This is a genomic window from Polymorphobacter fuscus (assembly GCF_011927825.1).
GTDB lineage: Bacteria > Pseudomonadota > Alphaproteobacteria > Sphingomonadales > Sphingomonadaceae > Sandarakinorhabdus > Sandarakinorhabdus fusca.
On sequence record NZ_JAATJI010000001.1, the window covers coordinates 370,853 to 387,542 of the forward strand.

The following is a 16,690-nucleotide window of genomic DNA, read 5'->3' on the forward strand; positions in this document are numbered from 1 at the left end:
GCTTAAACCCTTTCTGCTTCCATTCGCGCCAGGGCGTCGTCGATCCGACCCAGCGTTTCATCCCTGCCGAGCGCCGTCAGCACATCGAACAACCCAGGCGATTGCGCGGCGCCGGTCACCGCTGCACGCAGCGGCTGGGCGACCTGGCCAAGCTTGACCGTTTCCGCCTCTGCCAGTGCGCGCGCTGCCGCTTCCAGCGTCGCCACCTGCCAGTCGTCCACTTGCGCAAACGCCGCTCGCGCCCGCCGCAGCAGCGCCGGGTCTGCCGACGCTAGCAGCTTGGCCGCGGCATCGTCCATCGGAATTGGGCGGGTGCGAAAGAGGAACAGCGCGCCCGAAGCCAGATCGTTCAGATTGTTGGCGCGTTTCTTCAATTCGGCCATGCTGCGGCGCAGCAAGTCGATATCGGTGACGCTGAGGCTGCGGCCGACGCCGGCGGCGACTCCGGGGGCGACCAGCGTCACCAGGCGGTCGTCATCGGCGGCGCGCAGGTAATGGCCGTTGACGCTTTCCAGCTTCTTGATGTCGAAGCGCGACGGGCCGCGGCCGACGCCGGCAAGGTCGAACCACTCGATCGCCTGGTCGCGCGAAATGATCTCGTCATCGCCATGGCCCCAGCCGAGCCGCAGCAGGTAATTTTCGACCGCCTCGGGCAACAGGCCCATCTCGTCGCGATAGGCATCAACGCCGAGCGCGCCATGCCGCTTCGACAGCTTGGCGCCATCGGCGCCGTGGATCAGCGGGATATGGGCATAGGCGGGTTCCTGCCACTCCATGGCGCGGATCAGCGCCAGCTGGCGAAAGGCGTTGTTGAGGTGGTCGTCGCCGCGGATGACATGCGTCACCCCCATGTCGTGATCGTCGACGACCACCGCGAGCATATAGGTCGGCGTGCCGTCCGACCGCAGCAGCACCATGTCGTCGAGCTCGGCATTGGCGACGGTGACAGGGCCCTGGACGAGGTCGTCGATGGTGACGCTGCCGGTCTGCGGCGCCTTCAGCCGGATGACGAACGGCGCGTCATTCGGCCAGTCGGTGCGGTCGCGCCAGCGGCCGTCATAGCGCATCGGCAGCTTGGCGGCGCGCTGCTCGGCGCGCATCGCTTCCAGTTCCTCCGGCGTCGCATAGCAGCGATAGGCATGGCCGGCGGCGAGCAGCTGGTGCGCCACCTCGGCATGGCGCGCGGCGCGGGCGAACTGGTAGACGACCTCGCCATCCCATTCGAAATTCAGCCACGACAGGCCATCGAGGATGGCGGCGATGGCGGGTTCGGTCGAGCGTGCCCGGTCGGTATCCTCGATGCGCAGGCGGAAATCGCCGCCATGGTGGCGGGCGAACAGATAGTTGAACAGCGCCGTGCGGGCGCCGCCGATGTGGAGGAAGCCGGTGGGCGAGGGGGCGAAGCGCGTGACGACCCTGGGGTTGGTGTCGGGCTGGCGTGCGGTCGTTTCGGGCTGGCTTGCGCCCATGAGGTTATTGTCCAATGCTGGCGACGGAGGGGTGTCGCAAAAAAGGGTCGGTCAAGGCGAAACAGGGGATGGTCGCGCCAGTTCAGGGGGTGACTAGCAGAAGCGTTGCGGCGGTAAAAGCCGTGTCGGCCGGGGCTGCGGCAGGCCCTGCCGTGGCTGCGGCGCGCTGGTGGTCGTTCGTCGATGCCGAACGCCAGTCGCTGGCGCTGTGGCTGCCGGTCGCCTTTGCCGGCGGCGTGGCGCTGTGGTTCATCGTGCCGTGGCAGGTGCAGCGGCTGGCGCTGGCACTGGCCTTTGCCGGCGTCGGGGCGGCGGCGCTGCTGGCGCGCTGGCGGCCGCTGGCGGCACTGGCGCTGCTGGCGCTGGCCGGGATGGGCGCTGCCGAATGGCGGTCGGCGCGGGTGGCGGCGCCGGTGCTCGATCACCGCCAGGTCGCGACCGTCAGCGGGATCGTCGCCGCGGTGGAAGATCGCGCCGGCCGCGACCAGCTGCGGCTGCTGGTGGCGCCCGATGCCGGCACCGGCCTGCCGCCGCGGCTGCGCCTGACTGTGCGCGGGCCACCGCCGCCGGGCCTGGCGCCGGGGGCGCGCATCCGGTTGCGGGCGTTGCTCAGCCCGCCCGCCGGCGCCGCCATTCCCGGCGGCTATGATTTTGCCAGGCGGGCCTGGTTTGCCGGTATCGGCGCCACCGGATTGCCGTTCGGCCGCATCGCCATCGTCGCGCCGGCGCCGCCCGCCGCCGGCGTGATGGCGTGGCTCGACGCGGTGCGTGCACGGCTGACACAGCGCATCCGACGCGCCGTGCCTGGTGAAAGCGGCGCCATCGCGGCGGCGTTCGTTACCGGCGACCAGGGTGCGATCCCGCTGCCGACGGCGCAGGCGATGCGCGATTCAGGGCTGGCGCACCTGCTGTCGATTTCGGGGCTGCACATCGCCGTTGTCGTCGGCGGCACCATCCTGCTGGTGCGGCGTGGGCTGGCGCTGTTTCCCCATGCGGCGCTGCGCTGGCCGGTCAAGACCATCGCCGTCGGTGTCGCGGCGCTGGTCGGTGTCGGCTACACATTGCTGGCAGGCGCCGAAGTGCCGACGGTGCGGACCATATTGGCAACGCTGATCGTGCTGTTCGGCATGGTCATCGGCCGCGAAGCGTTTTCACTGCGGCTGCTGGCGGCGGCGGCGTTCGTCATCCTCGCGGTGCGGCCGGAGGCATTGCTGGGGCCGAGTTTCCAGCTGAGCTTTGCCGCGGTCATCGCCATTGTTGCCTTGTATGAATCGCGGCTCGGGCGGTGGTTGGCGACGCCCGGCGCCGACGAAGGCTGGGGGCGGCGGCTGGTGCGGCACGGCACGGCAATGCTGGTCACCGGCCTTGTCGCCGAACTGGCGCTGTCCTCCATCGGGCTGTTCCATTTCAACCGCGCCGGCATTTATGGCGTGTTCGCCAACATGGTCGCCATTCCATGGACCAGCTTTGTCATCATGCCGCTGTTGATGCTGGCGCTGCTGGCGGACGCGGTCGGTATCGGCGGGCTGGTGTGGCCGGCGGTTGGCTGGGCAATGGGCTGGCTGGTGGCGCTGGCGGAGGCGACCGCGGCGTTGCCCGGCGCCGTGGTGCGGATGCCGGCGATGCCGGCGTCGGCCTATGCCTTCATCATTGCCGGCGGGCTGTGGCTGGCGCTGTGGCGGACGCGGGTGCGCTGGTGGGGAGCGGGCGTGGTGGCCGCGGGGCTGGTGCTGGCGATGATGGCGCCGCCGCCCGACCTGCTGGTCAGCGGCGATGGCCGCCACGCGGCGCTGCGGCTGGACGATGGCCGGCTGGCGCTGCTGCGGCCGCGCACCGGCGATTTCCTGCGCGACATGTGGGGCGACGCGCTCGCCACCGATGGCGATGCGGCGTTCGCCGATCTGCCCGGAATGGCGTGCAGTGCCGATGCCTGTGTCGCCCATATCGATCGGGACGGCCGTCGCTGGCGGCTGCTGGCAACGCTGTCGCGCGATTATATCGGCCGCGCGACCTTCGAACCGGCGTGCGCGGCCGCCGACATCGTGGTGTCGGACCGGCGGATGCCGCGCTGGTGCCGCCCGCGCTGGCTGCGGCTCGACCGTGCGCAGCTGGCGCAAAGCGGCGCGGTGGCGATCTGGCTGGGCAGCGGCCGGGTCGATGGCGCCAACGCCCGGCTGGGCGACCACCCGTGGCGGCCGCACTGACGGGGTCAGACGAGCATCGCGGCCCAGGCTGCGAGCATCGACAGCGTGACGCCGGCGCCGATGCGCAGCGCATAATCGCGCCCGCCGGTGCCGATCGCCATGCTGATCTTCATCGCCGCGTTGGCGGTCATCGCCGCCAGCACCGGCACCAGCGCCGCCGCCGGTGCCAGCCGGTCCGCGGCGACCAGCGACGCCACCCCCATCGCGGCGGCATGGGTATCGACGATGCCGCCGAGCGCGGCGCCGAGCGTCACCCCGGCCTGACCGAACAGCGGCTGCACAACCGCCGTCAGCACCAATATGCCGGCCATGGCGGCAACGAGGACCAGCGCCGCAACGAGGCTGAAGGCGCGGCCGGCGCTGGCCTCGGCCGCGGGGGCGGATTGCGACGCCCGCCAGGCGAAGAACGCCCCATAGGCGGTGATGACGCCGCCGCCGGCGACCAGTGACGGGGTGAGAGCACGCAGCGTCGGCATGCTGACGGCGGCGAGGACGATTCCCATCTGGACGAAGGTGGCAACGCTCGACAGCGCCGCCCCGGCGACGGCGGCGTTGCGCGTCGGCGGCTCGGCCCGGGCGCGGGCGCCCATGGCGCCGATGGTGGCGACGCTCGAGACGAACCCGGAGGCCAGGCCGGAGACCGCAAGCCCGAAGCGCGGACCGAGCGCACGCACCGCGACATGGCCGGCGGCGCCGATGGCCAGCACCAGGATCGCCACCAGCCCCAGCATATGCGGGTTGATCGCCCCCGCCGGACCCATGGCGCGATCGGGGAGCAGCGGCCAGACGACGATGGCGACGATGGCGAGGACAAGGCCGTCGCCGACTTCGGCATCGGTCAGGCGGGTGCGCACGAAGCGATGCAGCGCCGGCTTGGCCGCCAGCAGCGCCGCCGTGACGACCCCGAGCATCGCCGCGAGCAGCCGGTCGGACATGGCGAGCGCACCGAGCAGCGGGGTGAGCAGCAGCGCGACTTCGGTGGTCAGGCCCGGGTCGCGCACGGCGCTGCGGCGATAGGCGAGCGCTGCGAGAACGGCGACGGCCGCGACCACCGCGGCAACGAGCAGCGGGCCACCGAGTTGCCCGGCCGCGGCACCGGCGAGCGCCGCAATGGCGAAGGTGCGGATGCCGGCAGGGCCACGGCGCGGCCCTGCGCCCTTGCTGCGTTCGCGTTCGAGCCCGATCAACAGGCCGATGGCGAGCGCCACGAGCAGGTTCAGCGGATCATTGCCCATCCTGCTTCCGTGGGCGCCTTCGCGCCGTGCCACAAGGCCAGGCGCCGGTCACCGCCCCGGTTGGCAGCGGGTCAGTGATAGCGGCGCAGCAGTCCGGCGAGCTTGCCCTGCACCCGGACGCGGTTGGCGGGGTAACGCTGCGGTTCGAAGGCGGCGTTGGCGGGGTCGAGCCGGACATGGCCCTTTTCGCGGTGGAGATATTTCAGCGTCGCTTCGGCCTCGTCGATCAGCGCGACGACGATATCGCCGTCCCGCGCGTCGTCGCAGCGCCGCACCAGGGCGTAATCGCCATCGAAGATCCCGGCGTCGATCATCGAATCCCCGGACACTTCAAGCGCATAATGATCGCCCGGTCCGAGCAGCGCCGCCGGCACCGACAGCGAGCGGTCGCTTTCCAGCGCTTCGACCGGAAGCCCGGCGGCGATGCGGCCGTGCAGCGGCACGACCACCGTGTCGTTGGCGGCGATCATTGCCTGCACCGGGGGACGCGGCGGCACCGCCGGCGGCACCAGCCGCAACGGCGCGCGCACCGCATCGGGCATCTGCAGCACTTCGAGGGCGCGGGCGCGGTTGGGCAGGCGGCGGATGAAGCGCCGTTCCTCCAGCGCATTGATGAGGCGATGGACGCCCGATTTGGAGCGCAGCTGCAGCGCGTCCTTCATCTCCTCGAACGACGGCGAGACACCATCGGCCTGCAGCCGTTGATCGATAAATACCAGCAGTTCCTGTTGCTTGCGCGTCAGCATCGTCACCCCCAATGAGGAACACAGGAGGAACGTTTAGGAAACAGCAGAGAACGTGTCAAGCGCGATGCACGCCACGCATTCGCCCGCCGCTGCCGCCGCCGCGCCGGGTTCGCGGATGATCAGCAGTTCCGCCGCCGCCAGCACCCCGAGGCGCGCCGAATCCTGCGAGGCGAAGGGCAGGGCGCCCTCCGCCGTCCGCCGGGCGCGGATATGGTCGCGGCGCTGGTCGTTGGCGGGCAGCGCGGCCGCCAGCGGCAGTTGTTCGATCGGCGCCGTGGCGGGCCGACCCCCGAGCCGGGCAAGCATCGGCACGGCGAACAGCAGCGCGCAGACAAAGGCCGACACCGGGTTGCCGGGCAGGCCGATGACCCGGGTATTGCCGAGCCGGCCGGCGAGCATCGGCTTGCCCGGGCGCATGGCGATCTTCCAGAAATCGATCTCGGCACCGAGATCGCGCAGCACCGGCACGACGAGGTCATGGTCGCCGACCGAGGCGCCGCCGGTGGTGACGATGAGTTCGGCATCCGCCGCCGTCAGCGCCGCCGCCAGCGCCGCCCGATCGTCGGCGATGATGCCCGGGTCGATCACCATAGCGCCGACGCCTTCCAACAGCGCGCGCAGCATGGCAGGGTTGGAGCTGACGATCTGGTCGGCACCGGGCGCCGTGCCGGGGAGCACGAGCTCGTCGCCCGTGGCGATCAGTGTGACGCGCGGGCGGCGGACGACCGAGAGCGTGCCATGACCGGCGGCCGCGAGCAGGCCGATCCGCGCCGGGGTCAGCCGGTCACCGGCAGCAGCGAGCCGGTCGCCGCGGGCGAAGTCCTGGCCGGCGGCGCGGATATGGGCGCCGCGGCGCGGCGGACCGCTGCCCGACAATGCGGCGACGGCGTCGGCGTGGGTGATGTCCTCCTGCACGACGACCGTATCGGCGCCGGCGGGCAGCGGCGCGCCGGTGAAGATGCGCACCGCCTCGCCGGCGCCGACCGCGCTGCCGAACCCGCGCCCGGCGGCGGATTGGCCGATGACCCGCCATGGGCCCGGCAGATCGTCCCAGCGGATCGCATAGCCATCCATGGCGCTGGCGGCGAACGGTGGCTGGTCGAGCGTCGCCGCGACATCCTCGGCGAGCACTCGGCCATGCGCGGCATCGATCTTGACCGGCTCGCCGCCCAGCGCGCCGACACCGGCGAGCAGGCGATCGAGCGCGTCCTGGACCGGAAGCAGCGCCATCAGTCGGGTGCCCGCCATTCGCCCGAGCGGCCGCCCGATTTGCGCAGCAGGCGGATGCCGGAGATAACCATGGCGCGATCGCTTGCCTTCGCCATGTCATAGATTGTCAGCAACGCCACCGAAGTTGCTGTCAACGCTTCCATTTCGACCCCGGTGCCATGGGTGGTAACGACATTGGCGGTGACCCTGATGCCTTCGGCTTCGATCGCCAGGTCGACCGTCACCGCGTCGATCGGCAGCGGGTGGCACAGCGGGATGAGGTCGGCGGTGCGCTTGGCGGCCATGATGCCGGCGATCCGCGCGGTGGCGATGACGTCGCCTTTGGCAAGGCTGTTGGCAGCGATGGCGGCAAGGGTCGGGGCGGCGATGGCGATGAAGCCTTCGGTCACTGCCTCGCGGCGCGTCGCGGCCTTGGCCGAAATGTCGACCATGCGGGCGGTGCCCTGCGCATCGACATGAGTCAGCGTCATGCCGGCAGGCCGAGCAGGTCGCGGGTGGCGCGGGTCACGTCGGACTGGCGCATCAGCGATTCGCCGACGAGGAAACAGGTGATGCCGACGGCGGCGAGGCGATCGAGATCATCGGGGTCGGACAGGCCGCTTTCGGCGACCAGCGTTCGGCCGGGCGTGTCGGCGAGATCGAAACTGGTCTGAAGATCGACCGCCAATGTCTTGAGATTGCGGTTATTGATTCCCAGAAGCGGTGTCTTGAGCGCAAGTGCGCGGTCGCGTTCGGCGGCGTTGTGGACTTCGACCAGCACGTCGAGGCCATGGGCGATGGCGACGGCTTCGAGTTCGGCGGCCTGGGCGTCGGACAGCGCCGCCATGATCAGCAGGATCGCGTCGGCGTCGATGGCGCGGGCCTCGATCACCTGCCACGGGTCGATGATGAAATCCTTGCGCAGGACCGGCAGGGTGCAGGCGGCGCGGGCGCTGGTCAGATAGGCGTCATGGCCCAGGAACCAGCGGTCTTCGGTCAGCACCGACAGGCAGGTCGCGCCGCCGGCGGCATAGTCGCGGGCGAGGGTTTCGGGCACGAAATCGGCGCGAATCAGGCCCTTGGACGGGCTCGCTTTCTTGATTTCCGCGATCAGTGCGTGGCGACCGGCGGCCTGGGTCGCGTGGATGGCGGCAAGAAAGCCGCGCACGGGGCCGGCGGCGGCGGCGGCGGCCTCGAGATCGGCGAGGCTGCGTTCGGCGCGCGCGGCGGCGACGCGGTCCCGCTTGTAGGCGACGATCTCGGCCAGTGTGTCGCTCATCGAAAGCTGCTCCAGCGTGCCAATGTGTCTGCGGCGGCGCCGCTCGCCAGTGCCGCGCGGGCGCGGTCGGCGGCGGCGGGCCAGGCGAGATCGGGATCGACCAGCCGCAGCGCTGCCGCCGCGTTGACGACGACGATGTCATGATAGGCGCCGGTTTCGCCCGTCAGCAAGGCGCGCAGGCGCGCGGCATTGTGCTCCGCATCGCCGCCGGCAAGCGCGTCCGAAGCATGGACCGGGATCCCCATGGTGGCGGTGTCGATTTCCCCCGTCGTCACCACGCCATGATCGGCGACCGCGATCCTTGTGGCGCCCGAAACGGCGATTTCGTCATAGCCGTCGCCATGGACGACCATCGCCCGGTCCGACCCCAGTTGCGCCAGCGCTTCGGCGAGCGGCGCGACGCGATCGGGCGCGAAGACGCCGACAAGCTGGCGCCGCACTCCGGCCGGATTGGCGAGCGGGCCGAGCAGGTTGAAGATCGTGCGGCGGCCGAGCGCGCGGCGGACGGGTGCGACCCGCGCCATCGCCGGGTGGTGGCGGGCGGCGTGGAGAAAGGTGATGCCGACCGCATCGAGGCATGGCCCGAGCCGGTCGACCGGCAATTCCGGAACCCCCAGCGCTGCCAGGACATCGGCGGCGCCGCTCGATGACGACGCGGCGCGGTTGCCGTGCTTTGCGACGGGTACGCCGCAGGCGGCGACGACCAGCGACACCGCAGTCGAGACGTTGAGACTGTGTTTGCCGTCGCCGCCGGTGCCGCAGACATCAATTGCATCAGGAGCTTGCGGCGCGAAACTGGCACGCGCCCGCAGCATCCGCGCGGCCGCGACGATTTCGGCGACGGTTTCGCCGCGGTCGGCAAGCCGGGTCAGGAACGCGGCCAGCGCCGCATCGTCGACCTTGCCGTCGAGGATCAGGGCAAAGGCATCGGCGGCGGCATCGGCCGCCATCGGCACCGATGCGTCGGGCAGAGGATGGCTCACGCGGCGCGCGCCAGCCGTTTCGGCGTCATCCCGGCGATGGTCAGGAAATTGGCGATCAGGTCATGGCCATGCTGGGTGGCGATGCTCTCCGGGTGGAACTGGACGCCGTGGAGCGGCAGTTCGCGGTGGTGCATGCCCATGATCAGGCCATCGGGACTGCGGGCGTTGATGGCGAGGCAGGCGGGCAGGTCGTCTTCCTGCACGATGAGCGAATGGTAGCGGGTGGCCTCGAACGGCGACGGCAGGCCGGCGAAGACGCCGCTGCCATCATGCGCCATCGCGCTGGTCTTGCCGTGCATCACCTGCGGCGCGCGCACCACCGTGCCGCCGAACGCTTGCCCGAGCGCCTGGTGGCCGAGGCAGACGCCGAACAGCGGCAGCCGGGTTTCGGCCGCCGCGGCGATGAGATCGAGGCAGACGCCGGCTTCGTTCGGCGTGCAGGGGCCGGGGGAGAGCAGGATCGCCTGGGGCGCCATCGCCAGCGCTTCGGCGGCGGTGATCGCGTCGTTGCGAACGACCTGTGTTTCGGCGCCAAGCTCGAGCAGGTAATGCACGAGGTTGAAGGTGAAGCTGTCGTAATTGTCGATGACGAGGATCATGCGCTTGGCTGTAGCGCGTGATGGCGGCGGCGTCATCCCGTGCGACCAATTGCTGGTCCCGACGTGCCGTGCTACCATTTCGTGATCGATCGAGGAAAAGTGTGATGAGCACAGTGACGGTTTCGCCGAAATATCAGGTGGTGATCCCGAAGGATGTCCGCGAAGCGCTGCATATCGAGCCGGGCCAGAAGCTGTCGGCCATGGTGTGGAATGGCCACATCGCGCTCGTGCCGGTTCCGACGCTTGCGGCGTTGCAGGACATGTTCAAGGGCACGCGCAATGATTTCCAGCGCCAGAAGCAGGATCGAGACCTCTGATCGTGCCCGGCGATGGTTTGCATGTTCTCGATTCGAGCGGCTGGATAGAGTGGCTGTCGGGCGGGCCGGGGGCCGCGCACTTTGGGCCGTTGATTGCAGTACCGGATCAGATGATCGTCCCTGCGATCACCATCTACGAGACGCTGCGTTGGGCTCTGGCCAAGGCCGACGCCGACCGCACACAGCGGTTGGCGGTCAGGATGCAATTGAGCCGCGTGGTGGATCTCGACGTGAATCTGGCTGTTGCAGCGGCGAATTTCGCCCATCAAGGCAAGATGGGAATGGCCGACAGCATGATCTATGCCACGGCGCAGCGCTTTGGTGCAGAACTCTGGACGCAGGATGCCGATTTCGAGGGTCTGCCCGGCGTCCGCTATTTTCCCAAACTCAGCGGACCTTGACGCCTTTCCAGAAGGCGACGCGGCCCTTGATCTCGGCGGCGGCGGCCTTCGGGTCGGCATAATACCAGGCGGCGTCCTTGTTCTCGGCGCCGCCGGCGACCAGCGTGTAATAGTTGGCGGTGCCCTTCCAGCCGCACACCGTTGTCGTGCTGCTCGGCAGCAACAGCGCCGGATCGATCGCGTCCAGCGGAAAATAGTGATTGCCTTCAACGACAACCGTGTCGTTGCTGTCGGCGATCGTCACGTCGTTCCAGATGGCCTTGGGCATCGTGTCTCTCCTATTGGCCGAAGCCGGGGGCGGCGGCGGCGCGCAACGCTTCGCGGGCGGCGGCCATCAGCGCGCCGGCCTTGGCTTCGCATTCGCGCTGTTCATATTCGGCAACGCTGTCGGCGACGATGCCGGCGCCGGCCTGGACGTGCATGACGCCGTCCTTGACCACGGCGGTGCGCAGCACGATGCACGAATCCATCGATCCGTCGGGGCTGAAATAGCCGACGCCGCCGGCATAGGCGCCGCGCGCCTCGGGCTCGAGTTCGGCGATCACCTGCATGGCCCGGACCTTGGGGGCGCCGCTGACCGTGCCGGCGGGAAAGCCCGCCAGCAGCGCGTCGACGGCGTCGTTGCGCGGGTCGAGCCGGCCGCGCACGTTCGAAACGATGTGCATGACATGGCTGTAGAATTCGACGCCGGCACGATCCGTGACGGTGACCGTGCCGGGCAGGGAGACACGGCCGGTGTCGTGGCGGCCGAGGTCGAGCAGCATCAGATGCTCGGCCTGTTCCTTGGCATCGGCGAGCAGCGAGGCGCGGTTTTCGGCATCCTCCACGGCGTCGCGCCCGCGCGGGCGGGTGCCGGCGATCGGCCGGATGGTGACATCGCCGTCGCGCACCCGGACCAGGATTTCGGGGCTGGACCCGACCAGGGCGAAATCCGGCAGGTCGAGGAAATAGAGGAAGGGTGACGGGTTGATGCGGCGCAGCGCCCGATAGAGATCGAACGGCGGCAGCGGGAAATCGACCGAAAAGCGCTGCGCCAGGACGACCTGGAAGACGTCGCCGGCGAGAATATACTCCTTGGCGCGGGCGACCATCGCCGCATAGGCGGCGGGAGTCAGCCGGGGCGTCGGGGTGCCGTCGGGGAGCGTGGCGGGACGCTTCAGGGCCGCCGCCGGGGTGCCGGCAAGCCGCGCCTGGGCGGTTTCGATGCGCTCCACGGCCTCGGCATAGGCCAGGTCCGCATCATCGGCCGCGAACACCGGTGCAACGAGGAACAGTTCGTCCTTGAGCCGGTCGAAGACCAGGATCAGCGTCGGGCGGACGAAGACCATGTCGGGCAGGGCGAGCGGCGACGGCGCATTGGCCGGCACGCTCGGTTCGACCAGCCGCACCGCTTCATAGCCGATATAGCCGACAAGGCAGGCGAGCGCCGGCGGCAGTTCGGGGGGCACTTCGGCGCGGGCCTCGGCGACGAGGGCGCGCAGCGCGGCCAGCGCACCGCCCGGAACCGCGACAAAGGCGTCGCGATCACGGCGCCAGTCGCGGTTGATCGCGCTGCTGTCGCCGGTGGCCCGCCAGACGAGATCGGGGTCGAGCCCCAACAGCGAATAGCGGCCGCGGACCTGGCCGCCTTCGACCGATTCGAGCAGGAAGCTGCCGCTTTGTGCGGCGCCGAGCTTGAGCATCGCCGAGACCGGCGTTTCGGTATCGGCGACGATCCGCGTCCACACCAGCTGCGCCGCGCCGCGGCCGAGCGCAGCCGCAAAGTCGGCCGGCGACGGCGCGATGCTGCCGAAATCGGCCATGCTATTGCCCGCTGTCCTGGCCCGACAGGCGGCGGGTGGTGGCGGCGATGACGCCGTCGTTGCGCTTGACGCCGACGGCGCGCTCGGTGGCGGCGGCGAAGGCGCGGCTGAACTCCTCGGGCAGGGCGCTGGCGATGTCGCGGCGGCTGGCATCGAGCAGGCCCGGGGTATCGGCGATCTTGCCGGGTTCGATCGCGTCGACGTTGATCAGCACCCAACCCGCCGGGCTCGGTTCGACGCGGACGGTGCCGGCCGGTGTGGCGAGGAAGGCCTGGATGATCGGCGGCACCTGCGGCTGGCCTGCGACATCGACGCGGCGGCCCGACAGCGGCTGCGGCGCGGCAAGGCCCTGCGCCAGCACCGCAGCCTTGAAGTCGCCGTTCTTTTTCGTCGCGGCGACGATCGCATCGGCCTTGGCGCGGGCGGCGCGCATCGCCTTGTCGCGGGTGGCGCCTTCGACCGCGGCGGCGCGCACGGCGGTGAGCGGCTGCGCCGCCATCGGCACGATGTTCATGGTTTCGATGACGACGAGGCGGCCATCGCCCAGGTCCTCGACTGCCGCGGCTTCGCCGGGTTCGTGGCGAAAGGCCTTGGCAGCGACGGCGAGCGGCGGGCCGGTCAGCGGCGGCGCCCCGGGGGCCATGCCGGCGACCGTCACCGGCGCCTGGGTGACGATGGTGAGGCCGGTTTCCCTGGCGAGGTCGGCAAAGCTCTTGCCGGCATCGGCGCCGTCCTCGATGCGGGCGACGACATCGGCGACAGCGGTTTCGATGGCGCGGGTGCGCAGCTCGGCCTCGACCGCCGGCCGCGCCTGGGCCAGCGTCTTGCCGCTGGCGCCTTCGGCTTCGACGCGCACCACATGCCAGCCGAACGCAGTCTTGATCGGCGCGGTGATACCGCCGACCGGCGCTGCAAAGGCAGCAGCGGCGACTTCGGCACTGGTCGCCTTGCCGAACGCGGCCTGGTTCTGCTCGCCGAGCGCAATGTCTTCGGCGCCGAAGCCGGCGAGCCGCTCGGCGGCCTTGGCAAAGCCTTCGGTGGCGGCCGCGGCGGCGATCGCCTTGGCCTTGGCTTCATCCGGGACGACGACCTGCTGGAGCTTGCGGGTCGCGGCGGCGCCGAATTTTGCCGGGTCCCTGGCAAAGGCGGCGGCGATATCGGCATCGGAAACCTTGACGCCGGCGGCGATGGAGTCGCGGTCAATGAAGGCATAGCGGAAGCTGCGGCGTTCGGGGACGGTGAAGCGCAACTTGTTGGCGTCGTAATAGGCGGCGACCTCGGCGTCCGTCGGCGGCGCGGTCGCGGCCAGCGGCACCATGGCGACGGCGCCGCGATGGGTGTCGACCATCAGCCGGGCATAGGGTTCGGCCATGCCGGCCGGCACGCCGAGCGCGCCGGTGACGGGGGTCAGCAGCTGCTTGCGCAGGATATCGCCGGCGATGCTGGTGCGCAGTTCGCGGTCGGACATGCGCTGTTCGCCCAGGATCCGGCGGTAGGTGGCGTCGTCGAACTTGCCGCCGACCTGGAAGGCCGGGATGCCGGCGATGACGGCGCCGATGGCCCGATCGGACGCGACCAGCCCTGCATCGCGGGCGAATTCCTCGATCGCGGTCTGGCCGATCAACTGGCCGGCGACGGCCGCGACGCCGCCTTCGCGCGCCGCCTGCGCCTGGGTCAGCGCCGGGTTGGTCTCCCGGGCGTTGCGGATGGCCCGGTCGAAGGCGCCGGCAAGCTCGGGTTCCGAAATCGTCCGGCCGCCGACCTTGGCGACCGATCCGGTCGGCGCGCCGCTGCCCAGCGGGTCACCGATGCCGGTAACGGCAAAGGCGACGAGCAGGAAGCCGAGCATGATGATGACCGGCCAGCTGGTCAGCCATTTGCGGATGAATGTGATCATGGCGTGTGGATACCGGTTCCGTTGCGGTGGGTGCAGCCGAAGTCGACGCCCGCGAAGCGCGCGGTTGTAACGGCGGGCGCGACTTGCCACAAGGCACGCCGAAAACAGCCGTGAAAGGGCGCATATGGGCAGGTCGCTGATCGTCGGCAACTGGAAGATGAACGGCCTTGCTGCCGCGCTGCCCGAAATCGCCGCCATGGCGGCGGCGCGGGACGACCTTTGGTTGGCGCCGCCGTTCACGCTGATCGGTGCCGCGGTCGCGGCGGCGGGCGGACGGGTGGCGATCGGCGGGCAGGACTGCCACGCCAGTGCCTCCGGCGCGCATACCGGCTGCGTTTCGGCGCCGATGCTCGCCGATCTGGGCGCCGGCTTCGTCATCGTCGGCCACAGCGAGCGGCGGACGGACATGCACGAGACCGATGCCGATGTCCGCGCCAAGGCGCTGGCCGGGCAGGCGGCGGGGCTGCAGGTCATCGTCTGTGTCGGCGAAAGCGAGGTGCAGCGCGACGCCGGCGCGGTGGAGGCGGTCGTCGGCGGCCAGCTGGCGGGGTCGTTGCCCGACGATGTGGCGGGGGTGATCGTCGCCTATGAACCGGTCTGGGCGATCGGCACCGGGCGCACGCCGACACCGGCGGAGGTCGCCGCCGTCCATGGCTTCATCCGCGCCCGGCTGGTGGCGCGCTTCGGCGCTGCGGGGCAGGGCGTGCGCATCCTTTATGGCGGGTCGGTCAAGCCCGACAATGCGGCGCTGCTGCTCGGCCAGGCCGATGTCGGCGGCGCGCTGGTCGGCGGCGCCAGCCTGACCGCCGCCAGCCTGCTGGCGATCGCCGCGGCTGCGGAATAGCCGCACAACCTTGCCGAAGCGGCGCCGTGACGCTACATCCCCGCAACAGTCCGACCTGAAAGTCTCCGTTCCGTGACCACCTTCCTGCTTGTCGTCCACACGCTGATCGCCATCGCGCTCGTCGCGGTCATCCTGCTGCAGCGGTCGGAAGGCGGCGGGCTGGGCATCGGTGGCGGCACCGGCGGCGGGTTGATGTCGGCGCGCGGCGCGGCCAACCTGCTGACGCGGTCGACGACCGTGCTGGCGACGCTGTTCATCGGCACCTCGATCATCCTCGCCGTGCTCGCGGCGGGCACCAACAAGGTCAAGCCGATCGATACCAGCCTGGTGCGCCCCGCGGCACCGGTGACAAGCCCGACGGCCCCGGCCGCCCCGGCCGGCGTTCCGCTCGCGCGTTGAACGACGCGGCCGCGACCCTTCGGCCGGCGCCCGCGAAGCCATCGCAGGCGCGCCAGCTGTTCGGCGGCGCTGCCGGCAATCTCGTCGAATGGTATGACTGGTACGCCTATTCGGCGTTCGCGCTCTATTTCGCCCCGGCGTTCTTTCCCAAGGGCGATGCGCTGGCGCAGGCGCTCAACACCGCCGCGATTTTCGCCGTCGGCTTTTTGATGCGCCCGATCGGCGGCTGGGTGCTCGGCATCTATGCCGACAAGCACGGCCGCAAGGCGGCGCTGACCGTGTCGGTGGCGATGATGTGCACGGGGTCGCTGATCATCGCGGTGGCGCCGACCTATGACCAGGTCGGGCTGCTGGCGCCGTTCATCCTGTTGTTCGCGCGGCTGGTGCAGGGCATTTCGGTCGGCGGCGAATATGGCACTTCGGCGACGTTCATGAGCGAAGTCGCCGATCCGAAGCGCCGCGGCTTCCTCGCCAGCTTTCAATATGTGACCCTGATCGGCGGGCAACTGATCGCCCTGGGGCTGCTCATCGCCATGCAGGCGGTGTTGACCGAGGACCAGCTGTTCGCCTGGGGCTGGCGGGTGCCCTTTGCCGTCGGGGCGCTGTGCGCGGTGCTGGTGTTCGTGCTGCGCCGGTCGCTGGTCGAAACCGATGCCTTCAAGGCGGTGCGCGCCGAGGATCATCGCGGCCTGACCGGGCGGCTGCTGGCGCATCCGCGCGCGCTGCTGACCGTCTTGGCGCTGACGGCGGGGGGCAGCCTCGCCTTCTATACCTACACCACCTACATGCAGAAATATCTGGTGCTGTCGGGCGGCTGGTCGAAGCCCGAGGCGACGCGGATCACGGCGCTGGCGCTGGTCTTCTACATGCTGATGCAGCCGCTGTTCGGCGCCCTGTCGGACCGGATCGGCCGCCGGCCACTGCTGATCGGATTCGGGCTGCTCGGCATGGTGATGACGGTGCCGGCGATGCACGCCATCGGCGCCGCGACCTCGCACGGCGAAGCCTTTGCGCTGATCATGGTCACGCTGACGGTATTGAGCTGCTACACGGCGATTTCGGGGGTGGTGAAGGCGGAGATGTTCCCGGCGAGCATCCGCGCCCTGGGTGTCGGGCTGCCCTATGGCGTCGGTGTCGCGGTGTTCGGCGGGTCGGCCGAATATGTCGCACTGGCGTTCAAATCGGCGGGAATCGAGGCCGGTTTCTTCTGGTATGTCGCGGTCATGTGCGGGGTTGCGCTGGTCGCGGCCTGGTCGCTGCCCGATACCCGCCGAAATTCGATGATCGAGACGGTCTGACGATCTAT

At 70.1% G+C, this 16,690-nt stretch carries 17 protein-coding genes; 6 read left to right on the forward strand and 11 right to left on the reverse strand.

Translation table 11 applies throughout. The features are described from left to right. Positions 1 to 2: 2 nt before the first annotated feature. Entirely contained in the window at positions 3 to 1,469 is a 1,467-nt protein-coding gene (gene gltX / locus GGQ62_RS01790; protein WP_152577080.1) for a glutamate--tRNA ligase, read from the reverse strand. Between the two features lie 122 nt (positions 1,470 to 1,591). Here gltX and GGQ62_RS01795 point away from each other — a divergent pair, with 122 nt between their 5' ends. Next, on the forward strand, positions 1,592 to 3,673 hold the full coding sequence (locus GGQ62_RS01795) for a ComEC/Rec2 family competence protein (protein ID WP_243446610.1): 2,082 nt from the start codon (positions 1,592 to 1,594) through the stop codon (positions 3,671 to 3,673). A 5-nt stretch (positions 3,674 to 3,678) separates the two neighbouring features. Here the strand turns inward: GGQ62_RS01795 and GGQ62_RS01800 are convergent, their stop codons facing one another. From GGQ62_RS01800 to GGQ62_RS01830, 7 genes are all read right to left on the reverse strand, one after another. Next, positions 3,679 to 4,908, reverse strand: coding sequence for an MgtC/SapB family protein (locus tag GGQ62_RS01800; RefSeq protein ID WP_152576757.1), 1,230 nt, complete (start codon positions 4,906 to 4,908; stop codon positions 3,679 to 3,681). 71 nt (positions 4,909 to 4,979) lie between these two features. After that, complete coding sequence (gene lexA / locus GGQ62_RS01805; protein WP_152577079.1) at positions 4,980 to 5,654, reverse strand: transcriptional repressor LexA; 675 nt, start codon at positions 5,652 to 5,654, stop codon at positions 4,980 to 4,982. Positions 5,655 to 5,687: 33 nt separating this feature from the next. Then, positions 5,688 to 6,884, reverse strand: coding sequence for a molybdopterin molybdotransferase MoeA (locus tag GGQ62_RS01810; protein ID WP_152576756.1), 1,197 nt, complete (start codon positions 6,882 to 6,884; stop codon positions 5,688 to 5,690). Beyond that, positions 6,884 to 7,354: a cyclic pyranopterin monophosphate synthase MoaC gene (moaC, locus tag GGQ62_RS01815; RefSeq protein ID WP_152576755.1), complete on the reverse strand. Its 471-nt coding sequence runs from the start codon at positions 7,352 to 7,354 to the stop codon at positions 6,884 to 6,886. The genes GGQ62_RS01810 and moaC overlap by 1 nt, the downstream gene beginning before the upstream one ends. After that, positions 7,351 to 8,142, reverse strand: a complete 792-nt coding sequence (gene trpC / locus GGQ62_RS01820; protein WP_152576754.1) for an indole-3-glycerol phosphate synthase TrpC — start codon at positions 8,140 to 8,142, stop codon at positions 7,351 to 7,353. The genes moaC and trpC overlap by 4 nt, the downstream gene beginning before the upstream one ends. Beyond that, positions 8,139 to 9,092: an anthranilate phosphoribosyltransferase gene (trpD, locus tag GGQ62_RS01825; protein ID WP_152577078.1), complete on the reverse strand. Its 954-nt coding sequence runs from the start codon at positions 9,090 to 9,092 to the stop codon at positions 8,139 to 8,141. The genes trpC and trpD overlap by 4 nt, the downstream gene beginning before the upstream one ends. Positions 9,093 to 9,121: 29 nt before the next feature. After that, complete coding sequence (locus GGQ62_RS01830) at positions 9,122 to 9,724, reverse strand: anthranilate synthase component II (protein WP_152576753.1); 603 nt, start codon at positions 9,722 to 9,724, stop codon at positions 9,122 to 9,124. 104 nt (positions 9,725 to 9,828) lie between these two features. Between GGQ62_RS01830 and GGQ62_RS01835 the strand changes: the two genes are divergently transcribed. Both GGQ62_RS01835 and GGQ62_RS01840 read left to right on the forward strand, forming a co-directional pair. Beyond that, positions 9,829 to 10,041: an AbrB/MazE/SpoVT family DNA-binding domain-containing protein gene (locus GGQ62_RS01835; protein WP_152576752.1), complete on the forward strand. Its 213-nt coding sequence runs from the start codon at positions 9,829 to 9,831 to the stop codon at positions 10,039 to 10,041. A gap of 2 nt (positions 10,042 to 10,043) precedes the next feature. Beyond that, a complete protein-coding gene (locus GGQ62_RS01840; protein WP_167649435.1) occupies positions 10,044 to 10,442 on the forward strand; it encodes a type II toxin-antitoxin system VapC family toxin in 399 nt (132 codons plus the stop codon). Here GGQ62_RS01840 and GGQ62_RS01845 read toward each other — a convergent pair. From GGQ62_RS01845 to GGQ62_RS01855, 3 genes are read right to left on the reverse strand one after another with little or no spacing between them, the layout of a single operon-like run. Continuing rightward, positions 10,429 to 10,710, reverse strand: a complete 282-nt coding sequence (locus tag GGQ62_RS01845) for a DUF427 domain-containing protein (protein ID WP_152576750.1) — start codon at positions 10,708 to 10,710, stop codon at positions 10,429 to 10,431. The genes GGQ62_RS01840 and GGQ62_RS01845 overlap by 14 nt on opposite strands. A 10-nt stretch (positions 10,711 to 10,720) precedes the next feature. Next, positions 10,721 to 12,244, reverse strand: coding sequence for an anthranilate synthase component I (gene trpE / locus GGQ62_RS01850; protein ID WP_152576749.1), 1,524 nt, complete (start codon positions 12,242 to 12,244; stop codon positions 10,721 to 10,723). 1 nt (position 12,245) lies between these two features. Continuing rightward, the gene (locus GGQ62_RS01855; RefSeq protein WP_167649436.1) at positions 12,246 to 14,141 is read right to left on the reverse strand and encodes a peptidylprolyl isomerase; all 1,896 of its coding nucleotides are present in this window, start codon (positions 14,139 to 14,141) and stop codon (positions 12,246 to 12,248) included. A gap of 124 nt (positions 14,142 to 14,265) precedes the next feature. Between GGQ62_RS01855 and tpiA the strand changes: the two genes are divergently transcribed. The 3 genes from tpiA to GGQ62_RS01870 all read left to right on the forward strand — a co-directional run bounded on the left by tpiA (position 14,266) and on the right by GGQ62_RS01870 (position 16,682). After that, entirely contained in the window at positions 14,266 to 14,985 is a 720-nt protein-coding gene (tpiA, locus tag GGQ62_RS01860; RefSeq protein WP_152576747.1) for a triose-phosphate isomerase, read from the forward strand. Positions 14,986 to 15,057: 72 nt separating this feature from the next. Beyond that, entirely contained in the window at positions 15,058 to 15,384 is a 327-nt protein-coding gene (gene secG / locus GGQ62_RS01865) for a preprotein translocase subunit SecG (RefSeq protein ID WP_152576746.1), read from the forward strand. Then, a complete protein-coding gene (locus GGQ62_RS01870; protein ID WP_152576745.1) occupies positions 15,381 to 16,682 on the forward strand; it encodes an MFS transporter in 1,302 nt (433 codons plus the stop codon). The genes secG and GGQ62_RS01870 overlap by 4 nt, the downstream gene beginning before the upstream one ends. Positions 16,683 to 16,690 lie beyond the last annotated feature (8 nt).

Bases quoted from the DNA above. Each gene is read 5' to 3' on its own strand.
- gltX (WP_152577080.1), bottom strand. From the start codon at position 1,469: ATGGGCGCAAGCCAGCCCGAAACGACCGCACGCCAGCCCGACACCAAC.
- GGQ62_RS01800 (WP_152576757.1), bottom strand. From the start codon at position 4,908: ATGGGCAATGATCCGCTGAACCTGCTCGTGGCGCTCGCCATCGGCCTG.
- lexA (WP_152577079.1), bottom strand. From the start codon at position 5,654: ATGCTGACGCGCAAGCAACAGGAACTGCTGGTATTTATCGATCAACGG.
- GGQ62_RS01810 (WP_152576756.1), bottom strand. From the start codon at position 6,884: ATGGCGCTGCTTCCGGTCCAGGACGCGCTCGATCGCCTGCTCGCCGGT.
- moaC (WP_152576755.1), bottom strand. From the start codon at position 7,354: ATGACGCTGACTCATGTCGATGCGCAGGGCACCGCCCGCATGGTCGAC.
- trpC (WP_152576754.1), bottom strand. From the start codon at position 8,142: ATGAGCGACACACTGGCCGAGATCGTCGCCTACAAGCGGGACCGCGTC.
- trpD (WP_152577078.1), bottom strand. From the start codon at position 9,092: ATGGCGGCCGATGCCGCCGCCGATGCCTTTGCCCTGATCCTCGACGGC.
- GGQ62_RS01830 (WP_152576753.1), bottom strand. From the start codon at position 9,724: ATGATCCTCGTCATCGACAATTACGACAGCTTCACCTTCAACCTCGTG.
- GGQ62_RS01835 (WP_152576752.1), top strand. From the start codon at position 9,829: ATGAGCACAGTGACGGTTTCGCCGAAATATCAGGTGGTGATCCCGAAG.
- GGQ62_RS01845 (WP_152576750.1), bottom strand. From the start codon at position 10,710: ATGCCCAAGGCCATCTGGAACGACGTGACGATCGCCGACAGCAACGAC.
- trpE (WP_152576749.1), bottom strand. From the start codon at position 12,244: ATGGCCGATTTCGGCAGCATCGCGCCGTCGCCGGCCGACTTTGCGGCT.
- GGQ62_RS01855 (WP_167649436.1), bottom strand. From the start codon at position 14,141: ATGATCACATTCATCCGCAAATGGCTGACCAGCTGGCCGGTCATCATC.
- tpiA (WP_152576747.1), top strand. From the start codon at position 14,266: ATGGGCAGGTCGCTGATCGTCGGCAACTGGAAGATGAACGGCCTTGCT.